21 protein-coding genes are annotated in these 25,789 nt (G+C 73.2%); 14 read left to right on the top strand and 7 right to left on the bottom strand.

The features are described from left to right. The first annotated feature begins 147 nt into the window (after positions 1 to 147). On the top strand, positions 148 to 600 hold the full coding sequence (locus AC4IJH_RS28775) for a tetratricopeptide repeat protein (protein ID WP_490854813.1): 453 nt from the start codon (positions 148 to 150) through the stop codon (positions 598 to 600). On the opposite strand, the gene AC4IJH_RS28770 is transcribed toward AC4IJH_RS28775, so the two are convergent. Together AC4IJH_RS28770 and AC4IJH_RS28765 are read right to left on the bottom strand one after the other, a co-directional pair. Next, positions 582 to 866, bottom strand: coding sequence for a DUF6343 family protein (locus AC4IJH_RS28770; protein WP_490854812.1), 285 nt, complete (start codon positions 864 to 866; stop codon positions 582 to 584). The genes AC4IJH_RS28775 and AC4IJH_RS28770 overlap by 19 nt on opposite strands. 29 nt (positions 867 to 895) lie before the next feature. Beyond that, positions 896 to 2,638: a UvrD-helicase domain-containing protein gene (locus tag AC4IJH_RS28765; RefSeq protein ID WP_490854811.1), complete on the bottom strand. Its 1,743-nt coding sequence runs from the start codon at positions 2,636 to 2,638 to the stop codon at positions 896 to 898. A gap of 399 nt (positions 2,639 to 3,037) precedes the next feature. Between AC4IJH_RS28765 and AC4IJH_RS28760 the strand changes: the two genes are divergently transcribed. From AC4IJH_RS28760 to AC4IJH_RS28750, 3 genes are all read left to right on the top strand, one after another. Then, positions 3,038 to 5,983: an SCO1167/SCO6262 family helicase gene (locus AC4IJH_RS28760; RefSeq protein ID WP_490854810.1), complete on the top strand. Its 2,946-nt coding sequence runs from the start codon at positions 3,038 to 3,040 to the stop codon at positions 5,981 to 5,983. An 83-nt stretch (positions 5,984 to 6,066) separates the two neighbouring features. Beyond that, positions 6,067 to 7,683, top strand: a complete 1,617-nt coding sequence (locus tag AC4IJH_RS28755; protein WP_490854809.1) for an SWIM zinc finger family protein — start codon at positions 6,067 to 6,069, stop codon at positions 7,681 to 7,683. Positions 7,684 to 7,697: 14 nt separating this feature from the next. Next, on the top strand, positions 7,698 to 9,560 hold the full coding sequence (locus tag AC4IJH_RS28750) for a helicase-associated domain-containing protein (protein ID WP_490854808.1): 1,863 nt from the start codon (positions 7,698 to 7,700) through the stop codon (positions 9,558 to 9,560). Positions 9,561 to 9,972: 412 nt separating this feature from the next. Here AC4IJH_RS28750 and AC4IJH_RS28745 read toward each other — a convergent pair whose 3' ends face one another. After that, positions 9,973 to 11,481 (bottom strand): NAD(P)/FAD-dependent oxidoreductase, encoded by a 1,509-nt coding sequence (locus AC4IJH_RS28745; RefSeq protein WP_490854807.1) that lies wholly within the window; start codon positions 11,479 to 11,481, stop codon positions 9,973 to 9,975. Beyond that, positions 11,444 to 11,641, bottom strand: coding sequence for a hypothetical protein (locus AC4IJH_RS28740; protein WP_490854806.1), 198 nt, complete (start codon positions 11,639 to 11,641; stop codon positions 11,444 to 11,446). Before AC4IJH_RS28740 ends, AC4IJH_RS28745 begins: the two co-directional genes overlap by 38 nt. A 461-nt stretch (positions 11,642 to 12,102) precedes the next feature. Between AC4IJH_RS28740 and AC4IJH_RS28735 the strand changes: the two genes are divergently transcribed. From AC4IJH_RS28735 to AC4IJH_RS28710, 6 genes are all read left to right on the top strand, one after another. Continuing rightward, positions 12,103 to 13,047: a quinone oxidoreductase family protein gene (locus tag AC4IJH_RS28735; RefSeq protein WP_490854805.1), complete on the top strand. Its 945-nt coding sequence runs from the start codon at positions 12,103 to 12,105 to the stop codon at positions 13,045 to 13,047. Between the two features lie 349 nt (positions 13,048 to 13,396). Further along, positions 13,397 to 14,203: an IclR family transcriptional regulator domain-containing protein gene (locus AC4IJH_RS28730; protein ID WP_490854804.1), complete on the top strand. Its 807-nt coding sequence runs from the start codon at positions 13,397 to 13,399 to the stop codon at positions 14,201 to 14,203. A gap of 130 nt (positions 14,204 to 14,333) precedes the next feature. After that, entirely contained in the window at positions 14,334 to 14,792 is a 459-nt protein-coding gene (locus tag AC4IJH_RS28725; protein WP_490854803.1) for a hypothetical protein, read from the top strand. 4 nt (positions 14,793 to 14,796) lie between these two features. Further along, positions 14,797 to 15,447, top strand: coding sequence for a nucleoside/nucleotide kinase family protein (locus AC4IJH_RS28720; protein ID WP_490854802.1), 651 nt, complete (start codon positions 14,797 to 14,799; stop codon positions 15,445 to 15,447). A gap of 256 nt (positions 15,448 to 15,703) precedes the next feature. Next, positions 15,704 to 16,183 carry a type II toxin-antitoxin system PemK/MazF family toxin gene (locus tag AC4IJH_RS28715; protein WP_490854801.1) on the top strand — a complete coding sequence of 160 codons (480 nt, stop codon included), beginning with the start codon at positions 15,704 to 15,706 and terminating at the stop codon, positions 16,181 to 16,183. A gap of 49 nt (positions 16,184 to 16,232) precedes the next feature. Next, positions 16,233 to 16,823 carry a DUF1349 domain-containing protein gene (locus AC4IJH_RS28710; RefSeq protein ID WP_490854800.1) on the top strand — a complete coding sequence of 197 codons (591 nt, stop codon included), beginning with the start codon at positions 16,233 to 16,235 and terminating at the stop codon, positions 16,821 to 16,823. Positions 16,824 to 16,881: 58 nt separating this feature from the next. Here the strand turns inward: AC4IJH_RS28710 and AC4IJH_RS28705 are convergent, their stop codons facing one another. The 3 genes from AC4IJH_RS28705 to AC4IJH_RS28695 form a co-directional block, all read right to left on the bottom strand. Next, positions 16,882 to 17,430, bottom strand: coding sequence for a DUF1697 domain-containing protein (locus AC4IJH_RS28705; RefSeq protein ID WP_490854799.1), 549 nt, complete (start codon positions 17,428 to 17,430; stop codon positions 16,882 to 16,884). Positions 17,431 to 17,483: 53 nt separating this feature from the next. Beyond that, on the bottom strand, positions 17,484 to 18,080 hold the full coding sequence (locus AC4IJH_RS28700; RefSeq protein WP_490854798.1) for a methylated-DNA--[protein]-cysteine S-methyltransferase: 597 nt from the start codon (positions 18,078 to 18,080) through the stop codon (positions 17,484 to 17,486). A gap of 159 nt (positions 18,081 to 18,239) precedes the next feature. Next, positions 18,240 to 19,151, bottom strand: a complete 912-nt coding sequence (locus AC4IJH_RS28695; protein ID WP_490854797.1) for a glycerophosphodiester phosphodiesterase — start codon at positions 19,149 to 19,151, stop codon at positions 18,240 to 18,242. Positions 19,152 to 19,564: 413 nt separating this feature from the next. Here AC4IJH_RS28695 and uvrB point away from each other — a divergent pair, with 413 nt between their 5' ends. The 4 genes from uvrB to AC4IJH_RS28675 all read left to right on the top strand — a co-directional run bounded on the left by uvrB (position 19,565) and on the right by AC4IJH_RS28675 (position 25,728). Continuing rightward, positions 19,565 to 21,715: an excinuclease ABC subunit UvrB gene (gene uvrB, locus AC4IJH_RS28690; protein ID WP_490854796.1), complete on the top strand. Its 2,151-nt coding sequence runs from the start codon at positions 19,565 to 19,567 to the stop codon at positions 21,713 to 21,715. A 181-nt stretch (positions 21,716 to 21,896) separates the two neighbouring features. Next, positions 21,897 to 22,475 carry a TerD family protein gene (locus tag AC4IJH_RS28685; protein ID WP_490854795.1) on the top strand — a complete coding sequence of 193 codons (579 nt, stop codon included), beginning with the start codon at positions 21,897 to 21,899 and terminating at the stop codon, positions 22,473 to 22,475. 95 nt (positions 22,476 to 22,570) lie between these two features. Then, positions 22,571 to 24,475: a TerD family protein gene (locus AC4IJH_RS28680; RefSeq protein WP_490854794.1), complete on the top strand. Its 1,905-nt coding sequence runs from the start codon at positions 22,571 to 22,573 to the stop codon at positions 24,473 to 24,475. A 269-nt stretch (positions 24,476 to 24,744) separates the two neighbouring features. After that, positions 24,745 to 25,728 (top strand): TerC family protein, encoded by a 984-nt coding sequence (locus tag AC4IJH_RS28675; RefSeq protein WP_490854793.1) that lies wholly within the window; start codon positions 24,745 to 24,747, stop codon positions 25,726 to 25,728. Positions 25,729 to 25,789 lie beyond the last annotated feature (61 nt).

The following is a 25,789-nucleotide window of genomic DNA, read 5'->3' as shown; positions in this document are numbered from 1 at the left end:
TGTGATGGGTGGTGCGTGGGACGCGTACGGCGCGGCAGACGGGGAATTCTGCGAGCGCCGGGATTGTTGTGCCGCACGTAACGACCACAGGACGGCCGCGACTGGGCGCGACGAGGGCCTGCCCGGATCACCGGAGAGGAGACGGCCGTGCCCGAGCGCACTCCTGAGACCTATGTCATCAACTTCCGCGCCGCCGAGCAGCTGCTGGCGGCCCGGGACCCACGCGGTGCGGTGCAGCTCCTGGACCCGGTGATCGCCGCCCATCCCGAAAACACCGCCGCCCGGCTGCTGCGCGCCCGCGCCTTCTTCCTGGCGGCCCAACTGCGCCCTGCCGAGCTGGAGTTCCAGATCGTCCTGGAGCGCGAGCCGGACAACGCCTTCGCCCATTTCGCGCTGGGACGCACACTGGAGCGCGCCAACCGCCCGGAGGAGGCGGTGCGGCACTTCCGCCTCGCCGCGGCCCTCGAACCGCGCCCGCAGTTCCTCGAGGCGGCCCGCTTCGAGCACGATCCGCGGGGCGTGCTCGACGAGGGCAGGGATGAAGAAGGTGGGGACGGTGGGGCGGGGACGGCCGGGCCGGGTCAGGGTTTCGGTAACTGACGGCCTGCGTCGTCGCGGTCCGGTTCGTACGGCGGTATCTCCCTGCCCGGTTGGTAGTGCGGGCCTTGCCGTATGTGCCGGATGACCAGCACCAGATCGGTGGCCGCCACCACCGCCACCACGGCGCACGCCGCCGCCCAGCCGGGGCGGCCGGCGATCGCGAAGGCCACGGCACCGGCCGCCGCCCAGATCAGCCCCCACAGTGCCAGCCAGCTCCGCATCCGCAGCGGACTGCGCGCCTGCAGCGGCTCACTTCCCGTACGCATCACCGTTCACCACCCATCGTGCCCTTTCGCTACTCCTGGTTTTTCTCGCTGGTATCGCTGTCCTTGTTGTCCTTGCTGTCCTTCTCGCCGAGCTGCTGCTCCTGCCTCTTCGAGCTCCTGTTTCCAGGATCCTCCCGATCGGCCGAGCCGTCACGCGCCCCCCTTTTCCTGTGGATAACTTCCGGTGCGGCGCTCTGACCTCGTGCGTTGTCGGCCGCCGGAGTCGGCAGGGCCGTCGCGGTCACCTTCACCGTCGCCGTCTCCGTCGCGGCCCGGGGATCGCCCGCCGGATGCCCGTTGATCCACGCGAGTCCGCCCATGTCGAGCCGCGTGCGGGCCCTGGTCACCGCCACGTACGCCAGGCGGGCCTCGTCGAGATCGATGGGGCCGGGCAGGGGCTCCCCGTTCTCGTCGGTCTCGTCGAGGTTTTCGGGGCCGGTGAAGTCCTCGGCGATACGGACGGTCGGCCACTCCCGCCCCTTGGCGCGATGCGCCGTGGACACCGTGACCTGGGCGGAGCGCTCGTCCGTGAGCCGGCCCAGGGCCTGCAGCACCGCGTCCGCGCCGTGCTCGTCCACGAGGTCGACCAGCGGGAGCAGATCGCGTCCTGACGGGTCGTATCCGGCGTACTCCCGCAGTTCCTCCCACGACTCGAAGAGCATCAGCTCGGGGTGCGTGGTGCGTCTGCCGGACCTGAGGTCGTGCGCCGCCCTGGCCAGCGAGCCCAGCGGTCCGTCGCCGCCCGCCAGCGCCACCCGCTCGCCTTTGTCCAGCAGCTTCATCACCTCCACCATCGCCCCCGCGTTCGACCGGCACAGGGTCGCGTCCGGCAGTGGCACGGGGCCCAACTCCGTGGGCAGGAGCGGCGATCCGACGAGGCGGATGGGGGCGTCGACGATGGTCAGCCAGCGGTTGGCCTCCGCGGCGAGCGCGGGGCCGAAGCGGAAGGACCGGGACAGGCTCAGCTGCCTGCCGTCGAATCCGGTCATGACATCCCGCGCGCCGCGCCACCCGTAGATGGCCTGTGCGGAGTCGCCGACCAGCACCAGTTGGGCGTGCTCCCGCTGGGCTGTGAAGATCTGCTCCACCACGGGGTTGGTGTCCTGCGCCTCGTCCAGGAGCAGGAAGTCCGCCGCGATGACGGGGTCGCTCAACGCCCAGATCTTCAGGTAGTGATCGTGCTCGAACCGCACGACGCCGCGGTCCGGGTGCTGGAGGTCGGCCCAGGCCCGCCGGGCGTAGGGCAGGGCCAGGTCGGCCAACTGCGCGTGCAGGGCGTCGTGTTCGGCGCCGCGCAGCCGTGGGACGTGGTGCGGGGCGAGCTCGGGGTCCGCGGACCGGCAGAAGTGGGTGACGGTGCGCAGAACGGTGTGGGAGAGCGCCCTGTTGTTCACCCGGCGCGCCCCGATCCGTACGTTCGTGCCGGGATCGATGCCCAGGGCGGCGCCGGTCCGCCATCCCGCCTGCCGCGGGGCGTTCATCCGGCTCCGGTACCGGCGGCCCACGGCGGCGTACGCGAGGGAGTGCGCGGTGCCGCACCGTACCTGTGCGGGGAACCGCCGGGCGGCGTCCCGGGCGATCGACTTGTTGAAGGCGATGTAGCGGCCCTGCCGCCGGGTGCTGTCGGCGAGTATCGCGAGGGTGGTCGTCTTGCCCGTACCGGCTCCGGCCTGGATGACGAGGTGTGCGCCGTCCCGGAAGGCGTCCGTGGCGGCGCTCTGCTCGGGGGTGGGGGCGCCCCCGACGCGGGTGCCGCCCGTGCTGCTGTCCATACGCCCTCCTCGCCCAGCCACTCGATCCGTCACAGAGAGTGACGTTGTGACTCACGGTAGCGGTCCTGGCGGGCCGGCGTGGGGCACTTTCGAGATCCGGGGGAAAATTGCTGGTCAGCGGCGTCCGATGCGGGATTGTCAGTGGCGTCTGCTTCCATCGATCTCACGCAGAGTTGCGATCGCGGCGGTGCCGCAGCGCGACGAGAGTTCAGGGGGCGCGGGATGAGAGGGACGGCCGAGGTGAGCGGGACGGAAGTCGGTCCGGTGAGGGGGCGGACGAAGCGGGCGCAGGTCGGTGCGGCGGCCGAGGGGAAGGGCGCGCGGGCGAACGTAGGATCGCAGGTCGGAGTGGGACCGGCGGGGCGGGTGCGGCGGATCGAGCGGGATCGGAGGGGCGGCATGGCGGAGCAGTGGGGCAGGGCGGCGGGCGTGGGCCGGGACTCCGGCGCCGCGACCGGTGCCGCACGGGTCGCGGGGCCCGGTGCCGCGCTGCTCACCCGCTGCGCGGTGGTCTTCGAGCCCGCCGAGCCCCCGCGCGCGGGCACGGTCGCCTTCTGGCAGCCGGACGGCGCCCCGCTTCCGCAGGTCGAGGTGGCCGGGGCGCCGGCGGAGCCCACCGGGCTGACCGTCGCGCGCCGGCACGGCAGCGGCGCCCGCGGCCGTACGGTCCCCGCGCTGCTGCTGTCCGTGGCCGACGCGGTACCCCTGCTGGTCCGCGCCCGGCACGACCCGGCCGCGCATCCGGCCGCCGCCTGCTGGGGAGCCGCAGCGCTGCACGCCCTGCATCTCGCCGCGCGCGGACGGCTGCTGCCCGGCCTGACCCCGCAGGACATCGACGCTTGGCGCGCCGGCCCGCTGGACCCCGAGGACGTCGCGCATCTGCGGGCCGTCTCGGCGGCCATGCCCGTCGAGGCGTACGCGACCCCGGTCCCCGGCAGCCGGCCGCTGCAGGTGCCCGATCCCGGACCTCTGGTGCGGGCCTTCGTCGACGCGGTCGTGGACACGCTGCCCCGTACTCCGGCCGCGGCACTGGTGGCCGGTGCGCCGTTCGCGGCGGGCGACCCGCAGCGGCTGCCCGCGGCGCGGGAGTGGGCCGCGGAGGTGGCGGCCGGAGTGGACGCCGGAGTACGGCTGTCGCTGCGACTGGACCTATCGTCGCGCAAGCTCTTCGACCTGCGGGGCGAGCAGGCCGCGGAGAGCGGCGGCGAGGAGACGGACGACGACGGCGCGCTCGAGCACGGGCCTGCTCAGGAGCGCAGCGCGGCGGCCGTGGTCCTTCAGGTGCACAGCCTCACCGACCCCACGCTGGTCGCCGACGCCGGACGGCTCTGGGAGGGCGAGGGCCCGGACCACTTCGGCGCGCGGGCCCGCGTGGACACCCTGCTCGCCCTGCGACGCGCGGCCCGCCTCTGGCCCCCGCTCGCCCGCCTCCTCAAGCGGCCCGTCCCCGACGTGCTCCCCCTGAGCGAGGAGGAGCTGTACGAACTGCTCGGCGAGGCCGCACCCCGCCTGGGCGCCGCCGGAATCGCCGTCCACTGGCCCAAGGAACTCGCCCGCGGCCTGACCGCCGCCGCGGTGCTGCGCCCGGCACCCGGCTCGGCGGCGGACGGCTTCGGCTTCTTCGAGACCGGGCAACTGCTCCAGTTCCGCTGGCAGCTGGCGCTGGACGGCGAGCCGCTCACCGAAAGGGAGATGGACGCCCTCGCCGAGGCCCACCGCCCCCTGGTACGGCTGCGCGACCAGTGGACGCTGGTCGACCCGGCCCTCGTACGCAAGGCCCGCAAACGCGAACTGGGCTATCTGGACCCGATGGAGGCGCTCACCACGACCCTGAGCGGCACGGCCGAGGTGGACGGCGAAGAGGTCCAGGTCGTGCCGCTGGGCGCGCTCGCCGCTCTTCGCGCCCGCCTCACCGGCGAGGTCCGCTCCCTGCCCCAGCCCGCCGGGCTGCGCGCCACCCTCCGCGACTACCAACTGCGCGGCCTGGCCTGGCTGGACACCATGACCTCCCTCGGGCTCGGCGGCTGCCTCGCCGACGACATGGGTCTGGGCAAGACCATCACGGTCATCGCCCTCCACCTCCACCGCAGACCCGCCGCCCCCGTGCTCGTCGTCTGCCCGGCCTCTCTCCTGGGCAACTGGCAGCGCGAGATCGAACGCTTCGCCCCCGGCACCCCCGTACACCGCTACCACGGCAGCGACCGCAGTCTGGACGGCGTGACGGACGGCTTCGTGCTGACCACCTACGGAACGATGCGCGGCAGCGCCGCCCAACTGGCCGCCCACACCTGGGCGTTCGTGGTGGCCGACGAGGCGCAGCACGTCAAGAACCCCCGGTCCTCCACCGCGCGGGCACTGCGCGGGATCAAGGCACCCGCCCGGATCGCCCTGACCGGCACCCCGGTGGAGAACAACCTCTCCGAGCTGTGGTCCCTCCTGGACTGGACGACGCCGGGCCTGCTCGGCTCGCTGAAGACCTTCCGTGCCCTGCACGCCCGCGAGGTCGAGGGCGGCGAGGACCCGGAAGCCGCCGAGCGCCTGGCCCGGCTGGTGCGGCCCTTCGTCCTGCGCCGCAAGAAGTCCGACCCGGGGATCGCGCCCGAACTCCCGCCCAAGACCGAGACGGACCACCCCGTCGCCCTGGGGCGCGAGCAGGCGGCGCTGTACGAAGCCGTGGTCCGCGAGGCGCTCGCCCGTATCGAGGCCGCCCAGGGCATGGCCCGCCGCGGCCTGGTGATGAAGCTGCTCACGGCCCTGAAGCAGATCTGCAACCACCCCGCGCAGTATCTGAAGGAGACCGCGCCGGGCCTGACCGCCCGCTCGGGCAAGCTCGAACTCCTCGACGAACTCCTGGACACCATCCTCGCGGAGGGCGGCGCGACGCTGGTGTTCACCCAGTACGTGGAGATGGCGCGCCTGCTGGAGAAGCACCTGGCCGCCCGCGGCATCGCGCACCAACTGCTGCACGGCGGTACGCCCGTGGCCCGGCGCGAGGAGATGGTCGACCGCTTCCAGTCGGGCGAGGTGCCCGTCTTCCTGCTCTCCCTGAAGGCGGCGGGCACCGGCCTCAACCTCACCCGGGCGGGCCATGTGATCCACTACGACCGCTGGTGGAACCCCGCGGTGGAGGAGCAGGCCACCGACCGGGCGTACCGCATCGGGCAGACCCAGCCCGTCCAGGTCCACCGCCTGATCGCGGAGGGCACGGTCGAGGACAACATCGCCGAACTCCTCACCTCCAAACGGGCGCTGGCCGACGCGGTGCTCGCGGGCGGCGAGTCCGCGCTCACCGAACTGACCGACGCGCAGCTGGCCGACCTCGTCTCCTTGAGGAGGACCGGATGAGTCCCCGACCGGATCGTGGTGAACGGCTCCCGGAGCGCGGTGAAGGCCTCCCGGAGCGTGCGAGGGGCGCGGGCGCGGGACGCATGAGCCGTAGCCGTACGGACGCCGCGAGCCGCTCGGGCCGGACCGGACAGGCGGGCCGCTCAGGCCGTACGGACACCGCGGGTTACGCGGACCGTTCGCGTACGTTCCCGCCACTGCCGGCCCGGGCCGGTGCCCGCGGGCTGTTCGCGGAGTCCTGGTGGGGAAGTGCCTGGCTGGACGCGCTGGAGGCCGCCGCGCTGGACCCCGCCCGGCTCGCCCGCGGCCGTACGTACGCCCGCGACGGCAACGTCGGCACCATCACCATCACACCGGGCCGGATCACGGCAGTCGTCCACGGCAGCCGCCCCCGCCCGTACTCCACCGGCATCCGGCTGCGGACGCTCGCGGACCAGGAGTGGGACGCCCTCCTGGACGCGGTGGCCGCCGAACCGGCCCAGCTCGCCGCGCTGCTGGGCAGAAAGCTGCCGCGCGCCCTGGCCGAGGCGGGCGTGGGTCTCCTCCCGGGGCCTGGCGACCTGGCCCCGCACTGCTCGTGCCCCGACCGCGGGCACCCCTGCAAGCACGCCGCGGCGCTGTGCTTCCAGGTGGCGCGTCTCCTGGACGCCGACCCGTTCGTCCTGTTCCTCATGCGCGGACGGGGCGAGCGCGAGCTCCTGGACGAGCTGTCCCGCCGCAACACGGCCCTCGCCGCCGAGGAAACCCGCGCCCCGTCGACGCGGGCGCCCGGCCCTCCGCGGCCCCGGGTGACGTCGGGCCTCTCGGCGCGGGCCGCCCTCGCCGACCGCCCTCTCCCGCCCCTCCCGCCACCCTTCTCACTGCCCGCCACCCCCGGGCATCCCCCGTCTCTGCCCGAATCCGACGGACTGCCCGTGGACTCCACCTCCGTGGCATTCCTCGCCGCCGACGCCGTGACCCGCGCCCACGCCTACCTGACCGCCGTCCACCCGCCCAGCCGACCCGACACCGCCCCGCGAGCCCAGGCGCCCGACAAGGACGCTCTGACAGCGGCCGAACGACCTGCGTCCGAGCGACCTGCGTCCGAGCGACCTGCGTCCGAGCGACCTGCGTCCGAGCGACCTGCGTCCGACCGGCCTGTGCCCGACCGACCCGCGCTCGACCAAACCACCCCCGCCCCAACCGCCCCCGCCCCAAGCACTCCGGCCCCAGTCACCCCCGATCCCGCCTTCTCTCCGGCGGCCGAGGCCCTCTTCCCCGTCCTTGACCTGTGGCAGGACGCCATCCGTCTCGCCGCCGGTGCGCACCCCACCGCCGGGCTGACGTCCACGACCCGCGCGCTGTACCGGGACATCGCCGAGGCGACCGGCCGTAGCGCAGCGGAGGTGGCTCGGGCCGTTGCCGCGTGGCGGCAGGGAGGAAGCGAGGGGCTCGGCGTTCTCGAGGTCACGTGGAACCCTCCCGCGGGCGACTTCGACCGTGCGCGGGGTGCGCTGACCGCCGCCGGGCTGCCGCTCCTGCGGCCTCGCCACAATCACCTCACCGCTCCCGACGGCGGCGTACAGCTGCGCTTCGGGCACGACGGCCGCTGGTATCCGTACGAATCGGACCCCGGCCGTGACGACTGGTGGCCGGCCGGCGCCGCCGACCCCGATCCCGTGGTCGCGCTGACCACCCTCACCGCCCGCCTCGCGCAGTGATTAGGGTCGTCACCGTGGAAGGCCTGGACACACTCACCCGATTCCTCGCGCGGCGCACGCCCGAGCAGCTCGCCGCACTCCTCACCCGGCACGCGGAGCCGCTCTCCCGCCGGCCCGCTGCCACCCAACTCCGCGGGCTGGCCGCCGCGTTGTGGTCCTACGAGGCCCTCCATCACCTCGTACTGCACCTCGACCACCCCCGGCTGAAGGTCCTGGCCACCGCCGCCGGCCTCAGCCAGGCCGCCGCCCGCAGCGGCGCCGCGGGCCCCGCCGCGCCCGCCCCCGGAGCCGACTACCAGTCGCTGATGGCGCACCGGCTGTCCTTCCCCGACCTGGCCACCGCGCCCGTCCCCGTCGAGGAGATCCACGCGGCCCTCGGCACCGACGCCCCCGGCCCTGCCCGTGACTGCGCCGCCGCGGCCCTGCACGACCTGTGCGAGGACGGTCTCGCGGCCGTCACCGAGGACGGCCACATCGTCGTGCCGCCGCGCGCGCCGCAGCTCCTCGCCGCGCACGACCTCGGTCCGTTCACCCCCGCCGCCCCCTGCCCCGCCCCGCATCCGGACCAGGCCGACGCCGCGGCGCTGCGCTCCGAGGCGCAGGCCGCCGCCACCGCCTTCGCCGCAGCGGTGGACCGGCTGCTCGCCGCCCTTGCCGAGCAGCCCGCCGCCCTGCGCAAGACCGGTGGCCTGGCCGTACGGGAGATCAAGCGCCTGGCCAAGGCGTCCGGCGCGAGCGAGCCGCACACCCGGCTGCTGCTCGACCTCGGCCTCGCCGCGGGCCTGATCGCCCTGACCCGCACCCCCTCCGGCACCACCGCCCTGCCCACCGGCGCCTACGACCAGTGGCTGGACCTTTCGCCCGCCGAGCGCCTGGCCCCCGTCCTGGCCGCATGGGCGGGCCTGTGGTCCATCCCCACCCACACGCCCTTCGGCCAGACCCCCACGGCGCTGGTACGCGGCGAGGACCGTTACGCCCCGGCGCTGCGCCACGCCCTGCTGGCAGCCCTGGCCGACCTGCCCGCCGGTACGGGAACGCCCCTCCCGGCCCCCGGCGCCCCGACCCTCACGGCGCTCGACCCCGTACTGGACTCCGCGGCCTGGCACCGCCCCCTGGCCCTGGCGGACCAGCCCCTGAGCCACGAAAGGGCCGCCCACACCCTCCAGGAGGCCGCGTTCCTCGGCCTCGTCGCCCACGACACCCTCACCCCGCTGGGGCACGCGCTGCTCGCCGCCGCCCCCGACGACCCCGCCGCACTGGCGGCACCACTGCGCGACATCCTCCCGCCACCCCTCCAACAGGCCCTCTTCCAGACCGACTTGACGGCCGTCGTCCCCGGTGCGCCCTCGGCCGCGCTGACCGGCCTGCTCGCCCTCGCCGCCGACCGCGAATCCGAGGATCAGGCCATCACCTGGCGCTTCACCCCCGCCTCCGTGCGCCGCGCCCTGGACGCCGGGCACACCCCCGACACCCTCCTCGCGGACCTCGCCGCGGCCTCCGCCACCGGCCCCCTGCCGCACCCCCTCACGTACCTGATCAAGGACACGGCCCGTACGCACGGCCGGGTACGCGTCGTACGCACCGCCTGCTGCATCCGCTCCGACGACGAGGCGCTCGTACGGGAGCTGGTCGCCCACCACGCGCTGCGCCCCCTCGGCCTGCGCGCCGTCGCCCCCACCGTCCTCATCAGCGCCCAGGACCCCGACGCCACGCTCGCCGCCCTCCGCGCCGCCGGTTACGCCCCCGTCCTCGAAGCCGAGAGCGGCACCACCCTCATCGAACGCACCCCCAGCCACCGCACCCAGGCCCCCACCCCCGGCCGCCGCCCCTCCGACCACCTGGCCCTGGCCCGACGCCTACTGGACCAACACGCCTGATCACGCGGGCACTCGCATGCCCCCACACCGCCCCGCCGCTGCACCCGGCCCCGCCGCCACTGCCCGCACCCGCCCCGTACCGCCTCACCGCCCTTCGCCCGAGGGGCCGTTGAGGCGACGCCCCGACGCGCCCTGGGCACGCAAGCGCCGTCCCGTACTTACATGGCGCTGCTCGCGGCGGCCGCCCGTATCGCCCTCGGTAGCTGGACGGGCGCCGTTGAGGCAGTGCACCCGGGCGCGGTTCGGGTACACCCGCTGCCCCGGTACGCACTTGTCGTGGCTCCCCGCGGCTGCGCCGTACCGCCGCAGTGGTTGGACGGGGGCCGTTGAGGCAGCCGGGAGCCCGGCCCGCGCTGGGCCCCCGGCCGCCTCGCCCTCGGCCCGCGCCGTCAGGGGCGGGCTCGCCCCCGGCTCATATCTGGTGTGTCGACGCGGCGGACGACGACGGTACCGGTGTGGGGCGGAGGGGGCTGGAGGACCGTTCAGAGGTGGTGAGCGGGGGGTTGATGAGGGGGGTGCGGCCGGGGCCCAGGAGGGCGCCGAGGGCGACCGAGGGGCGCAGGAGGCGGCTGACGGGGGCGGAGAGGGTCAGGACCTCGAAGAGGGCGCGGGCGGTGGAGGGGCGTCCGGCGGCGGTGGTCACGACGCGGTCGAAGTAGCCCTGCAGCAGCTGGGTGGCGGCGGTCGGGCGCGGTCCCGCGGCGCCGGGGTAGTGGACGTCCTGGCCGGTGGTCAGCTCCCACGGGACCTGCACCATACGGCCGATGGACCGCTGGAGGGCGCGCGCCAGGCCCGGGTCGTCCAGTCCGCGCGAGCGCACCGCGCCCCGCAGCGCGGCGACGCTGTGCGCGGCCACCGACATGCCCTGTGCGTAGACGGGGTTGTAGGTGGCGACCGCGTCGCCGAGGACGACGAAGCCGGTGGGCCACGACTTCAACTGCTCGAAGTGGCGGCGGCGCTCCACGATGCCGCGGGTGAGCCGGACGTCGCTGAGCGGCTCGGCGGCGGCGATGAGATCGCCGACGACGGGATGGCGCACCTGGCGCGCGAAGGACACGAACCGGTCGCCGTCCTTCATCGGCTGCCCGCCCCGCGTACCGGAGACGGTCACCAGCCAGCGCTGCCCCTCGATGGGCACCAGCGTCGCCGTCTGCCCGGGCACGGGCCGGCTCGGATCCGCATGCACCTGTACGACGGGGTAGTTCTCGGTGCCGACGGGCGCCCGGTAGATCCGGCTGGCGTAGGCCCGCCCGGAGTCCATGACCTCCTCGCGTACGGCGGGCAGGCCGAGGTCGGTGAGCCAGCGCGGCGCCTCGGAGGCCTGACCGGTGGTGTCCACGACGAGGTCGGCGTCCAGGCGGCTCACGGCGCCGGTGGTCAGGTCGCGTACGAACACCCCGGTGACGTGCTTGGACGTGCCCGCCAGCCCCTCGACCGCGGACCTCTGGAGCACGGTGATGCCGGGCTGCGCCAGTACCCGCCGCCGTACGACCTGGTCGAGCAGGTCGCGCGAGCAGGCCACCAGGAACTGGGTCTCGGGCCAGCGGCGGATCCAGCCCTGTGCCGCGAGGCTGACCAGCCCCGTGGGCAGCGCGATGCGGTGCGCGCCGTTGGTCAGCAGCTCCCGGGCGGTGCCGGGCACCAGCCGCTCGATGGCGCGCGCGCCGCCGGACCACAGGAAGTGGGCGTGCTGGGCCTGCGGAAGTCCCTTGCGGGGAGCGGCCGTGGCGGGCAGCCGGTCCCGTTCGACGACGATGACCTCGGCCTTCTCCGAGAGGGCGGCGGCGGTCAGCATGCCGGCGAGGCCGCCGCCGAGGACCACGGCGAGGTGGGGTCGGGGGATCCGGAGCGTCTGTCCGCTGCTGGTACGGCTGGTGCGGCTGTTACGGCTCGAACCGGGTGAACTGCTCGACGGGTTCATGGGCGGCCTTCTTCTGGGCGTGGCGGATGCTCGGGCCTGATTGCGGGGCGTACGCCCGGCGGTGGGGCGAGGGGGACCCCCGGGGAAAGACCCGGATCGTCCGCCGTTCCGGCATCACGGCGAAGAAGCCCGCCGTGCCGTCCCCCGTGTTCTTGACCACGCTGTTCCCCCTGAGCCGCGCTCCAGGCCGCGTCCTGCGCCACCGTCCCGGGCTGCTGCCCGGACCGTGCCGCTTTACCGCCAGCCTTTCCGGGGATGGTAGGGCGCGGCGATCACTTCTGGTACCTGAGAGGCGGGGCTGACGCGCGGATTCCGTCTGACGGTGTCAAATCGGCCATATTTAGGGCAAATTACTGCCGGGGGAGGCGCTCGGGCCTGTCATTTCTCGCCCAAAGAGAAAGGGGGGTCGGGTATCTCAGTATGTGAGAAAGCGGAGGCCAGTGCTGGTGCGAGGGTTGGCGTGAAATCTATGCGGGGCGACACATAGAGCATCACCGTGCCTACGCTGTGCGGGCACAGAACCTGTAAGTCCGTCACATCCGAGTCCGTCATGTCGATGCCGGTTACATCCAAGTCCGTTACCTCCGGTACCTCCAGATCCGTTACGTCAAAGGGAGAAGTGTGCACGCGATAGTCATGCGGGAGTTCGGCGGCCCGGAGGTGCTGCGGCTCGAAGAGGTCCCCGACCCCGAGCCGCGCGGCGCTCACCTCCTGGTCGAGGTGGCCCGCGCGGGCGTCAACTACGCGGATGTGCACGTCAGGGGGGACTCCTACCTCGCGCCCGTCGAGCTGCCGTACATCCCCGGCAACGAGATCGTGGGGACCGTGGACGGCGGCCGCCGCGTCGTCGGCCTGACCCGCGGCGGCGGGTACGCGCACAAGGCGCTGCTGCACCGCCGCGTCCTGTGGGACGTGCCCGACGACATCTCCGACGACCACGCCGTGGCCCTCGCCCTGCAGGGCAACAGCGCCTGGCACCTGCTGTTCACCTCGCTGCGGATCACCGAGGGCGAGACGGTGGTCGTCCCCGCCGCGGCGGGCGGCCTGGGCTCGCTGGCCGTCCAGCTCGCCGCGCACGCCGGCGCCCGGGTCGTCGCGCTCGCCGGGAGCCCCGAGAAGTGTCGTACGGCCATGGAGCTCGGGGCGTACGCGGCCGTGGACTCCACCGCCGAGGACCTCGCCGAGCGCATCCTGGACGCGGCGGGCGGCCCCGTCCAGGCGGCCCTGGAGATGACCGGCGGCGCCACCTTCGACCGCACCCTGGCCGCCGTCGCCCCGCGCGGGCGCCTGGCGGTGTACGGGTACGCGGGCGGCGAGCTGGCCACCGTGTCGACCAGGACCCTGATGGAACGTTCCATCACGCTCTCGGGGTTCTGGCTCCCCCAGCTGTACGCGGACCGCAGCGCCCTGCCCACCTCCATGAAGGCGCTGTTCGAGGGGGTCCGTTCCGGCTCGCTCAAGCCGCTCCTGGGCAAGACCTACGCGCTGGGCGAGGCCGCACAGGCCCACCGCGACTTGGCGGCACGCGCCCAGATCGGCAAACTCGCCCTGGATGTCGCCCGGTGAGCCGGTAAACCGCGCGGCCGCCCGCGCGGAGCGGGCGGCCCGCGGGGTACGGGGCACGGGGACGACGGGCGTGACGCAGGGCCGGGGAAGGCGAGCGTCACGCAGGCCCGACCGGGACCGGACGGCGCAGGCTCTATCAGGACTCGGCGGACCAGACTCGATCAGGACCGGGCGGACCAGGACCAGACCGAACACGAACGGGCCGACCAGGACCGACCAGGGCTCACCAGGACTGACCAGGACCCACGGGGACACGCGGGGGACCGATCAGCGGGGCGGCGGACCACCGCACCGCACGGGTAATTCCAGGCGCCTCCGGGCGCGCATGACTGCCAGGGAGACAGCACACATGCGCAACAGCACCAACACAGCGGGTACCAGTCACGCCGAGCGGGTCTTCCTCGTCCAGGCGGCCTTCGCCGAGCTCGGCGGATCCGCCCACGGGCCCGGTGAGGTGGCCGAGTACACCGGCCTGGACGACTCCGTCGTCTACCGCATCCTGCAGTCCGGCATCTACCAGCGCATATTCGAGCGGGTGGACCGGGGCATGTACCGCCTGCGGACCTCCGCCGCCCAGCAGTTGGCGTTCACCGCGCTCGACTACCGGCTCGACGGCCAGACGGCGCAGACGGTCCTGCAGGAGCTGCGCACCGCCACCGACGGCGGGCTCGCCTTCCTCTACATGGTGGCGCCGTTCGCCGGCGCCCAGCGGCAGTGCGTCGACATGGCCGTGGGCGACTCCGACCTCGCCGAACTGGGCATGACGACGCGGGACGTGCTGTCGGTGACGCGCTCCCTGCGCACCGGCGCCTCGGGCCGCACGATCCTGGCGTATCTGCCCGAGGTGGTGCAGCAGCGGGTCCTCGCCGAGCCCGTGCCCGAGCACGCGGGTCCGGGTGCGCTGCGGGACAAGGAGACCCTGCTGGCCTCCTTGGACGAGGTCCGCGACCTGGGGTACGCGCTGGGGCAGGAGGAGTGCATGGCGGGCTGGAACTCCTGCGCGGCCCCCATCGTGTGGGACGGCGCCATCATGGGAGCCGTGCTGCTCCTCAAGCTCAAGTCCGTCATGCCGACGGTGCCGGAGAGCGTCATCGAGGCGACGAAGGAAGCGGCGGCCAAGATCAGCCTGCACGGGGCCGACTGGTCCGCCATGTGACACGCGGGGGCGGTTGCGCCCTAGGGTGGCTGCCACACCGCCCGGCGTGGCAGCGACACCGTCCGGCGGGCGGGGGAGGCGGCGGCGCCGCGAGCGCGGCCATGGTTGCGGACACGGCCAAGGGGGCTGTATGGAAGCGGAGTTGACGGCGCTGGCCACTTCGGGGGCGACGACGCTGGTGACACTGATGGCCACGGACGGCTGGACCCAGGCCAAGGAGCGGATCACCGCCTTCTTCTCGCGCCGCGGCGCGCGGGAGGACGGTCCCGAGGAGGTCGGCGCGGCACTGGACGCCTCCCGCGTGGACCTGGTCGCGGCACGCGACGAAGGCGACAGCGCGGCCGCCGGGGACGTCGAGGCGGCCTGGCGGGGCAGGCTGCGCCGGGTGCTGCGCGAGGACCCCGCGGCGGCGGCCGAACTCCGGGAACTCCTGGACGAACTGGAGCCCGGGAGCCGGGCGCGCGCCGCGGGCGGCGTGCACAACAGCATCAGCGGCGGCGTCCAGCACGGCCCGGTCATCCAGGCCGGTACGGTCTCCCGCCTCACCCTGGGCTCCCCGCCGCCCCGGCCGCCGCACGCGGCACAATGACCCCGTGCGGCTGGAAGCGATCACCTGGGAGAAACTGACCGACGCCCTCGCCGGGCACCTCGCCGGGGCACGGGCACACGACGGCAGCCCCTGGCTGCGCGTGGCGGTCGACGGTGCCCCCGCCGCCCGGCCCGGCGAGACGGCCCACCGCCTCGCCGAGGCCCTGCGGCTGCGCGGGCGCTTCGTCCGCACGGCCGGGGCCTTCGGGTTCCTGCGCCCCGCCTCGCTGCGCCTGGAGTACGGACGCGAGGACCCCGACGCGTACTACTCGCAGTGGTTCGACCGGGGCGCGCTGTGGCGTGAGGTGCTCACCCCGCTGGACCCGGGCGGCACCGGCCGGGTGCTGCCCGACCTGTGGGACGCGCAGAAGGACCGGGCCACCCGCAGCCCGTACGTCCATCTCCCGCCCGGCGGAGTGCTGGTGCTGCACGGCCCGCTGCTGCTCGGGCAGTGGTTCCCCTTCGATCTGAGCGTGCACCTGAAGCTGTCGCCCGCCGCGCTGGCCCGGCGCATGCCCCAGGAGGAGCGGTGGACGCTGCCGGCGTTCGCCCGCTACGAGGACGAGGTGCGGCCAGAGGAGGCCGCCGACGTCGTGGTCCGCGCGGACGACCCGCGCCGCCCGGCCTGGAGCGGCCTGGCCCAGGACGCGGCCTGACCCGCCCGCCGGTCGCCCCACTCGTCCCATGTGCCTGCCCCCTCCTTCGGACAGCGCCGGATACGTCGTCCCGTCGGCCTCGGACATGGCGGGCCCCTCCCCGGGCGGCCCCTGTGGTCGCCCCCTGCTGAAAACGGTAGGGGTGACCACTGACAACCGGCCGTGGACGGCGGCCCGTCGGGCCCCGCGCGGCCCTGCGCGCGAGCGGCGGGTGTCGCCCTCGCCGCCGCCCGGCCCCGCCGGTTAGCGTGAGCGCGTGAGCACGCCTTTCGATGAACGAGACGGACGGAACGGGCACGACGGAGACCTGGCGCGGCCCGGAAGCCACGGGCCCGCCGCGACCGTGGAGGCCCGCCCGCACGAGGTCGGCCCGGTGCGCACCTCCTACGCGCCCGACCCCGACGGCGACCCGGACCCCGGCGAGATCGTGTGGACCTGGGTCCCGTACGAGGAGAACGACGGCCGCGGCAAGGACCGGCCCGTACTGGTCGTGGCCCGCGAGCAGTTGGGCACCCTGCTGGCCGTACAACTCTCCAGCAAGCGCCACGACCACGACCGCGAGTGGGTCGGGATCGGCGCCGGGCCGTGGGACAGCGCGGGACGCGACTCCTGGGTCGGCCTGGACCGGGTGCTGCGGGTGCACCCGGACGGCATGCGGCGCGAGGCCTGCGCCCTGGACCGGCCGCGCTTCGACCTGGTGGTGGGGCGGCTGCGGGAGTGCTACGGCTGGCGCTGAGCGCGCCGACCGGGACGGGGGCAGGGCCGGGGAGCGAGGAAGGGGCGGGATGGACGGCGCGATGACGGACCTCGGCTGGGACGCGGGGCAGTGGCTGAACCCGCCGCTCGAAGTGCGGCGCACCGGCGGCGGGTTGAGCGTCACGGCGGCCCGCGGGAGCGACTTCTGGCGGCGGACCGGCTACGGCTTCGTGCGGGACAGCGGCCACGCCCTGCTGGTGCCGTTCCCGTCGGGCACGGCGGTCGAGGTGTCCTTCGTCGCCGCCTTCGAGGAGCTGTACGACCAGGCAGGGGCGATGGTGCGGGTGGACGAACGCACCTGGGTCAAGGCCGGGGTGGAGATGAGCGACGGCGTGCCGCAGCTGGGCGCGGTGGTCACCCACGGGTGCTCGGACTGGTCGCTGGCGCCGGTGCCGCAGTGGGCGGGGCGCGAGGTCACCGTGCGCGTCAGCCGGGCCGGGGACGCGCTGACCGTACGGGCGCGGCGCGAGCACGAACCGTGGCGCACGGTACGGCTGGCCCCGCTGGCACCAAACGCGCACGCCACCGCGGGCCCCTACTGCTGCGCGCCGCAGCGGGCGGGGCTGCGGGTGCGCTTCACCCGCTTCGCGGCCGGGGCCGCCGACGTCTCACTGCACTGAGCCCGGCCCGGGGCTGCCCCGGCCCGCGCCGCGCCGTGCCCGCCCCGCCGTCGCCGCCTCAGGCGTCCGCCAGCGCCAGCAGCTTGGAGACGGTGTTCCAGTTGCGCGCCGTGGCCGTGCCGCCGAGCCGTACGGAGGCGTTGGTCAGCGCCACGGCGAGCTTGGAGCGGCCGATGCCGTCCGGGCACCACAGGTACAACTCGCGGCCGGCCAGCCGGAATTGGTCCGGTGCGTAGGACGCCAGATCCAGGCTGTCCAGCCCGGAGGTGTCCCGCGGCGCCTCGGACAGGAACGTGACGTGCAGGGACTTGGGGTCCGCCACGGCCTGCGGAAAGGGGTTGGCGGCGACGGTGGCGGCCAGTTCGTCGCGGGTGCGGACCATGACGGGGACCTCGAAGCCCATCTCGGCGGCGATCCGCGCCTCCAGGGCGCGGGCGGTCTCCTCCGGCGGCATCCCGGGGTCGGCGAAGACGATGTTGCCGGTCTGCAGGAGGACGGTGACGTCCTTGAGGCCGAGGGACTGCGCCACCTCGCGCTGGCGGGCCAGGGGGAACCTCCGGTGGCCGCCGACGTTGATGCCGCGGAGCAGGGCGATATGGCGGGGCATGCTGGGGTGCCTTTCGTACGGGGTCACTCGGGCCGCGGCGGGCTCAGGCGGGCTCAGAAGAGAGGTTCGGGGAGGACGCCCTCCAGGGCCAGCAGTCGGCGCTTGGTCTCCAGACCGCCGCCGAAGCCGCCGATCCCGCCGTCGCTGGCCACCACGCGATGGCAGGCGACCACGATGGGAAGGGGGTTGGAGCCCATGGCCGCGCCGACCGCGCGGGCGGCGCCCGGTTCGCCGACCCGGTCGGCCAGGTCCTGATAGCCGACCACGCTGCCGTAGGGGACATGCGCCGCCAGCTCGCGCAGCACGCGCTGGTTGAACCCCGAGGACAGCGACCAGTCCAACGGCACGCTGAAGTCGTGCAGTTCACCGGCGAAGTACGCGGTCAGTTCCGTCACGGCCGTGGTCAAGTGGGGTATACCGGGCAGCGGTTCACCGCCGAAGATCTGGGTGAGGCGCGCCAGGGCCCGGCGGGTCGTCCTCGCATCGCTGTGGAAGCCGACCTGCACCAGGCCTTCTTGGGTCGCCGCGAGCAGCAGCGGGCCGATGGGGGTCTCCAGCACCCGCCAGGCCCACTCGCGCCGTTGCTGAGTCTCCGCGCTGTCCGGCCGGGCAGGGCTTTCGGGCCCCGGCGACCCCTGTGAATTCGTCACGGATTCAGAGTAGGACCCGCCACTGACAACGCCCCGCGCCCGGCCCGCGGACGTACCCGTACGAGGCGGGTGACCCGTACGAGGCGTACGCACCCGTACGAGGCGTACGAACCCGCACGCGCACGCGCACCGCTGCGGCCGGGCCCGGAGCGCCCGGGACTACTTCGCGTCCCTGAGCGCGTCCCGTACGACGTCCGGCTTGTTGCTGATGATGCCGGTGACGCCCATCCGCGCGACCTGGAGCGCCCTGGGCCCGCTGTCCACGGTCCAGGCGTAGGCCTCCAGCGGGCGGCCGTGCGCGCCCCGCACCTTCTTGACGGCGGCGATGTAACCGGCGTCGATGGTGGTGTGGTTGGGGTTGATCTGGTCGGCGAACTTCGCGTACGCGGGCAGGTCCGCGACGTCGGGGGTGCCCAGGAAGCCCGTCTTGATGTCACTGCGCAGCGCGTGGACCTTCTTGACCGAGTCGGCGCTGAAGCTCTGGATGACCAGCCGGCGCTTGACGTGCTGGCGGTCCAGCCAGCCCTGGCGCCGCAGTTCCCTGAGCGTCTGCCGCTCGATGCCCGGATACAGCTCCGGCTTCTTGATCTCCATCAGCAGCTTCTGGCCGTTGTCCTCGACGGCGTCCATGTAGTCCTCAAGGGTGGGCACCCGCTCACCGGCGTACTTGGCGCTGAACCAGCTGCCCGCGTCCAGCTTTTCGATCTCCTCCAGGGTGAAGTCGGAGACGTTCCAGGGGGCGCGGCCGGGGAAGACCCGCTCGACATCGGTCGTCCGGGCGAGCGTCGGGTCGTGCATGATGACCAACTCGCCGTCCTTGGTGCGCTGGACGTCGTTCTCCACCCAGGCGAAACCGAGTCTGTCGGCCGCGTCGACGGCGGCGAGGGTGTTCTCGGGGGCGTAGGCGGAGGCGCCCCGGTGGGCGACGACCACCGTCTTGTGCTGACCGGCCGCGGCAGTGGCCCTGGTTGTGTCTGCCGTGGTCGTGGTCGCGGCCGCTGTTGCGGGGAGGAAGAGCGCGGACAGGCCCACGAGCGTACCGGTGACGGCTGCGGCGGAACGGACACGCATACAGGCTCCTCATGACGTGGTGCACGGGCGGCGGACGGGCAGAGGGTCGCAGTTGCGGCGTACCGGAAGACAGGCGCGGGATGGACAGCTATTGAACGAGAAGTGGCCTCTGCCCCATGTTTGGATGCCGATGGGCCGGGTTGTCCCCCTCGGCCCGCGCAACGGACATGCGGTCCCGGCCCGGTGCAAGCCCCCGGGCCCCGGCTTTCCCGCCCGGTGGCCGGAGGATCGCTCCTGACGGTGCTCTGTCCTGATCCGGCCTTGCGCAATCGGCGCCGCCGCGGAATTCATCTCGCACAGGCCTGTACGACGGCGTGCGGACACCCTGTGGACGCCCCCGCGTCACCGAGCGTCACCGCAGGTCGCAGCGTTGAGGGGCCCGGTTGTCAGTGGCGGGTCGTACGGTGGACCACATGCGGCCCGTATCAAAGATCGAACGCACGGTGGCGCCCTTCGAGGTCGTCAGCCCGTACCAGCCCAGCGGCGACCAGCCGGCGGCCATCGCCGAGCTGGAGCGACGCATCCGCGGCGGTGAGAAGGATGTCGTCCTGCTGGGCGCGACCGGCACCGGCAAGTCGGCGACCACCGCGTGGATGATCGAGAAGCTGCAGCGCCCCACCCTCGTCATGGCGCCCAACAAGACCCTCGCGGCCCAGCTCGCCAACGAGTTCCGCGAACTGCTGCCCAACAACGCCGTCGAGTACTTCGTCTCCTACTACGACTACTACCAGCCCGAGGCGTACGTCCCGCAGTCCGATACGTACATCGAGAAGGACTCCTCCATCAACGAGGAGGTCGAGCGGCTGCGCCACTCCGCGACGAATTCGCTGCTCACCCGCCGTGACGTGGTCGTGGTCGCCTCCGTGTCCTGCATCTACGGCCTGGGCACGCCCCAGGAGTACGTCGACCGCATGGTGACGCTCAAGGTCGGCGAGGAGATCGACCGCGACCAGCTGCTGCGCCGCTTCGTGGACATCCAGTACACCCGCAACGACCTCGCGTTCACCCGCGGCACCTTCCGGGTGCGCGGCGACACCATCGAGATCTTCCCGGTCTACGAGGAACTCGCCGTGCGCATCGAGATGTTCGGCGACGAGATCGAGGCGCTGTCCACGCTCCACCCGCTCACCGGCGAGGTCATCAGCGACGACCAGCAGCTGTACGTCTTCCCCGCCAGCCACTACGTCGCAGGCCCCGAGCGCATGGAGAAGGCCATCTCCGGCATCGAGGCCGAACTCGCCGACAGCCTCGCCACGATGGAGAAGCAGGGCAAGCACCTGGAGGCCCAGCGGCTGCGCATGCGCACGACGTACGACATCGAGATGCTGCGCCAGATCGGCACCTGCTCCGGCATCGAGAACTACTCCATGCACTTCGACGACCGCGAGCCCGGCTCCCCGCCCAACACCCTCCTGGACTACTTCCCCGACGACTTCCTGCTGGTCATCGACGAGTCGCATGTCACGGTCCCGCAGATCGGCGCGATGTACGAGGGCGACGCCTCGCGCAAGCGCACCCTGGTCGAGCACGGCTTCCGGCTGCCCTCCGCGCTGGACAACCGCCCGCTGAAGTGGGAGGAGTTCCAGGAGCGCATCGGCCAGAGCGTCTACCTCTCCGCCACCCCCGGCCAGTACGAACTCTCCCGCGGCGACGGCTTCGTGGAGCAGATCATCCGGCCGACCGGCCTGGTGGACCCGGAGGTCGTGGTCAAGCCCACCGAGGGCCAGATCGACGACCTGGTGCACGAGATCCGTACGCGCACGGACAAGGACGAGCGCGTCCTGGTCACCACCCTCACCAAGAAGATGGCCGAGGACCTCACCGACTACTTCCTGGAGCTGGGCATCCAGGTCCGCTACCTGCACAGCGACGTGGACACCCTGCGCCGGGTGGAGCTGCTGCGCGAGCTGCGGGCCGGCGAGTACGACGTCCTGGTCGGCATCAACCTCCTGCGCGAGGGCCTGGACCTGCCCGAGGTCTCCCTGGTGGCGATCCTGGACGCCGACAAGGAGGGCTTCCTGCGGTCCGGCACCTCGCTGATCCAGACGATCGGCCGCGCGGCCCGCAACGTCTCCGGCCAGGTGCACATGTACGCCGACAAGATCACCCCGGCCATGGCCAAGGCCATCGACGAGACCAACCGCCGCCGCGACAAGCAGCTCGCCTACAACAAGGCCCACGGCATCGACCCGCAGCCGCTGCGCAAGAAGATCGGCGACATCGTCGCGACCATCGCGCGCGAGGAGATCGACACCCAGGAGCTGCTGGGCTCCGGCTACCGCAAGGCGGCCGACGGCAAGCAGGACAAGGGCGCCAAGGGCAAGGCCCCGGTCCCCGCGCTCGGCGGCAAGGCGGCAACGTCCGCCAAGGGCGCCAAGGGCAAGGCGAAAGCCACCCCCACGGACCGCCCCGCCGCCGAACTCGCCGAGCTGATCGAGGAGATGACCGACCGGATGCGCGCGGCCGCCGCCGAGCTGCAGTTCGAGGTCGCCGCCCGGCTGCGCGACGAGGTCGGCGAGCTGAAGAAGGAGCTGCGGCACATGCGGGAGGCGGGGCTGCGCTGACACAGCTGTCACGGGGGGCCCGCGCACCGTACCGCCGCAGGTACGGACACGGCAGGCTGTGTTGCAGGAATGCCACAAAAAGCGGGGTGGGTGCGCCGGCCGCCCGCCCCGGTGCATAGGGTCGAGTGGGGCCGCCGGCAAGGCGGCCAGGGGATCACGAGCGAGGAAGCAGGGGACGGCCGTGTCGGTCAACTTGTCGAAGGGTCAGGGCATCAGCCTGGAGAAGTCCGGCGGGGGGAGCCTGACCGCGGTGCGGATGGGCCTGGGCTGGCGCTCCGCCCGCCGCCGGGGCCTGTTCGGTTCGCGCACCCGCGAGATCGACCTGGACGCCTCGGCCGTGCTGTTCGCCGACAAGCAGCCGGTGGACGTGGTCTTCTTCCAGCACCTGGTCAGCGACGACGGCTCGGTGCGGCACACCGGCGACAACCTGGTCGGCGGCGCCGGACAGGGCGGCGACGACGAGGCGATCCTGGTCGATCTGGCCCGGGTGCCGGTGCACGTCGACACGATCGTGTTCACCGTCAACTCCTTCACCGGCCAGACCTTCGAAGAGGTGCAGGACGCCTTCTGCCGCCTCGTCGACGAGAACACCGGCCAGGAGCTGGCCCGCTACACCCTCACCGGCGGCGGCAACTACACCGCGCAGATCATGACCAAGGTGCACCGCAGCGGCGCGGGCTGGCAGATGACCGCCATCGGCGAGCCCTCGGTCGGCCGGACCTTCCAGGACGTGGTCCCGGCGATCCTGCCGCACCTTTAAGCACAGCGGCCGGCACACGGCGGTCCGCCGGGGCGCACACGCAGCCCCGGCGGCCGCGCCGAGCGGCGTACAGAACACCACAGGGGGAGACGACGATGACGGCCGAGTTGGTCCGGGGACAGAACCATCCATTGGACCGGACCCGTTTGGAGATCCGGATCTCGGCGGGCGGTCCCGTCGTGGCAGGTGTCACGCTCGGCGACGAGCAGGGCAGGCTGCCCGACGCCGACGCGGTGGCCCACCCCGGTGCGCCCCGGCTGACCGGCATCGAAGTGCCCCGGCAGGCCGCCGCCGACCACCGGCTCGCCCTGGACCTCCAGGCGCTGCCCGCCGCGGTGCACCGCGTGAGCGTGCTGCTGGCGCTGCCGTCGGGCACCAGCGGCCCGGTGCGCTTCGGCGCCCTGCCCGCGCCCCGTATCGCCGTCACGGGCCTGGACGGCACCGCCGTCGCCGGCTACACCATCACCGACCTCGGCTCCGAATCCGCCGTGGTGGCCCTGGAGTTGTACCGCCGCCAGGGCGCCTGGAAGGTCCGCGCGATCGGCCAGGGGTACGCGGGCGGCCTGGCCGCGATGCTGCACGACCAGGGGCTGCCGGACGCCGCCCGCCTGGCCGCCGCCATCGAGGACGAGGTGGTACGCGGCGCCGCGCGCTCGGTCGCCGCCCCGCCCCGTACGGCCGAGGGCGAGCGCCCCCTGCGGACGGCTGCCGTCGGCGGCAGCGACCCGGCCCGGCCCGCCACCGGAGCGACGGCCGCCACCGGCGCCGCGGCTCCCGCTGCTTCGCGAAGCGGCATCGACTACCGCCACCCCGGCCGTGCCCCCGCCGTCCCCGTCTCGCAGGCGCCCGCCCCGCCGCCCGGCGGCCACCAGCCCGTCGCGGGCGACGCCGAGGGCCGGACCATGGAGGAGCGGCTCTACAACCAGGTCTGGGGCATGTTCGAGGACCTGGCCCGCACCACCGCCGCCTACCGCAGCGCCGCCGACTTCGCCGAGTCGCGCCTGGAGCGCGAGCTGGACGAGGCGCTCGCCGACCCGCACACCCGCTTCGGCCCCGCAGCCGACGCCGCCCGCGCCGAGGCCCACGACAAGCACACCCGCCTGGTCGCCCAGGCCCGCGAGGTCCTGGACCGCGACCTGGCCCAGCTCGCCGCCGAAGCCGCCGTCGTGGAGCCCGCGCTGCCGCCCTCCCTGGCCCGCTGGGACAGCCCGGTCTGGCAGCGCCACACCCTCCCCGAGGAGCCCCCGGCCGCGCTGCGCCTGGGCGATCTGCATCTGCCCGAGCGCATGGACCTGCGCATCCCCATGCTCGTACGCCTCCCCCTGGACCGCGGGCTGTGGATCGACAGCGGCCGGGCAGCGGGCGATGCGGCCACGCTGCTGAGCGGTTCCGAAGTGCGCCGGCTCGCCATGGACACCGCCGTCGCGATCGCGGTGCGGCTGCTGGCGGTCCACCCGCCCGAGGAGTTCGCGGTCCACGTCATCGACCCGGCCGGTGCGGCGGCGCCCGCGCTCGCCCCGCTGACCGAGTCCGGCGCGCTGCGGCAGCCGCCCGCGGCCGGCACGGAGGGCGTCACCGCGGTGCTGGCCGCCCTGACCCGGCGCGTGGAGCTGGTGCAGATGGCGGTCCGCAGCGGCGCCGTGGACTCCCTGCCCGAGGACATGGACCTGGGCAGCCAGCTCTTGATCGTTCATGACTTCCCGCACGGCTTCGACGACCGCGCCGTCAACCAGCTGCGCTATCTGGCCGACGAGGGCCCGGCGGTCGGCGTGCATCTGCTGATGGTCGCCGACCGCGCGGATGCCCAGGAGTACGGGCCGGTCCTGGACCCGCTGTGGCGCGCGCTGCTGCGGATCACGCCGGTGCCCGACAGTCACCTCGCCGACCCCTGGGTGGGGCACGCCTGGACGTACGAGCCGCCGCTGCCGCCGCACGGCAGCCCGGTGCTGCGGCAGGTTCTGGACACGGCCCTCGCGCCCCGTCGGGGCTACGCCCGCTGACCGCGGACGGTACGGGCCGCGCCGGACCGGCCGTCCATGACATCGCTCTGACCAGCCAGAAAGCCCCGCTCTTTACTATTCCTTGGCATTCCTTTACTCTTTCTTGTGCGGAGGGGAGTATTCCCTGCTGCGGCGTACCCGTCATCACGGATTGACGATCCCGGGGCGCCGGCCCTGCTCAGTGATCACCGCCAAGCGGCGATCTCGGGTGGAAGAGACCTCCGGCAGCGACGACGCTGTTAGTGCCGTACGACTCTGCCGGAGGAGCAGTGGACGTTTCCCTGACCATGTGGGTCCTGACCATCCTCGGTCTGTGTGCCCTCATCGCCGCCGATTTCTTCATCGGCGGCCGCAAACCGCACGAGGTCTCCATCAAGGAGGCCGGGATCTGGACCGCGGTCTGGATCGCACTGGCCGCGCTCTTCGGGCTCGGCCTGCTCCTGTTCGGCGGCGGACAGCCCGCCGGTGAGTTCTTCGCGGGCTTCATCACCGAGAAGTCCCTGAGCGTGGACAACCTCTTCGTCTTCATCCTGATCATGGGGAAGTTCGCGGTCCCCGCGATCTATCAGCAGCGCGTCCTGATGATCGGCGTGCTCATCGCCCTGGTCCTGCGCGCGGGCTTCATCGGGGCCGGCGCCGCGATCATCGCCAACTTCTCCTGGGTCTTCTACATCTTCGGCGCCTTCCTCATCTGGACCGCCTGGAAGCTGATCAAGGAGGCGCGGGCCGAGGAGCAGGACGAGGAGTTCGAGGAGAACCGCTTCCTGAAGATGGTCGAGAAGCGCTTCCCCTCGACCGACCAGTACCACGGCACCAAGCTGTTCGTGATGGAGAACGGCAAGCGGCTGATGACGCCGATGCTGATCGTCATGCTGGCGATCGGCACCACCGACGTCCTGTTCGCGCTGGACTCCATCCCCGCGATCTTCGGCCTCACCCAGGACCCGTACATCGTCTTCACCGCCAACGCCTTCGCGCTGATGGGCCTGCGGCAGCTGTACTTCCTCCTGGGCGGTCTGCTGAAGAAGCTGGTCCACCTCTCCTACGGCCTGTCGGTCATCCTCGGCTTCATCGGTGTGAAGCTGGTGCTGCACGCCCTGCACGAGTCCGGGGTGCACGTCCCGACGATCAGCACCCCGGTGTCGCTGGCCGTCATCTGCGGTGTGCTGGTCATCACGACGGTCACCAGCCTGCGGGCCTCCAAGAAGCAGGCCGAGGCCGAGACGAAGGCCGGGCAGTCCATAGACGCCTGACCTGCCGTCACACCAAGCGGCGGGGGGGGGGGGGGGGGGGGGGGGGGGGGGGGGGGGGGGG

The sequence above is a fragment of the Streptomyces sp. UF-297 genome (assembly GCF_058245575.1).
Note: the sequence above shows the minus strand (reverse complement) of the source record. Positions and strands in the feature narration are given on the sequence as shown.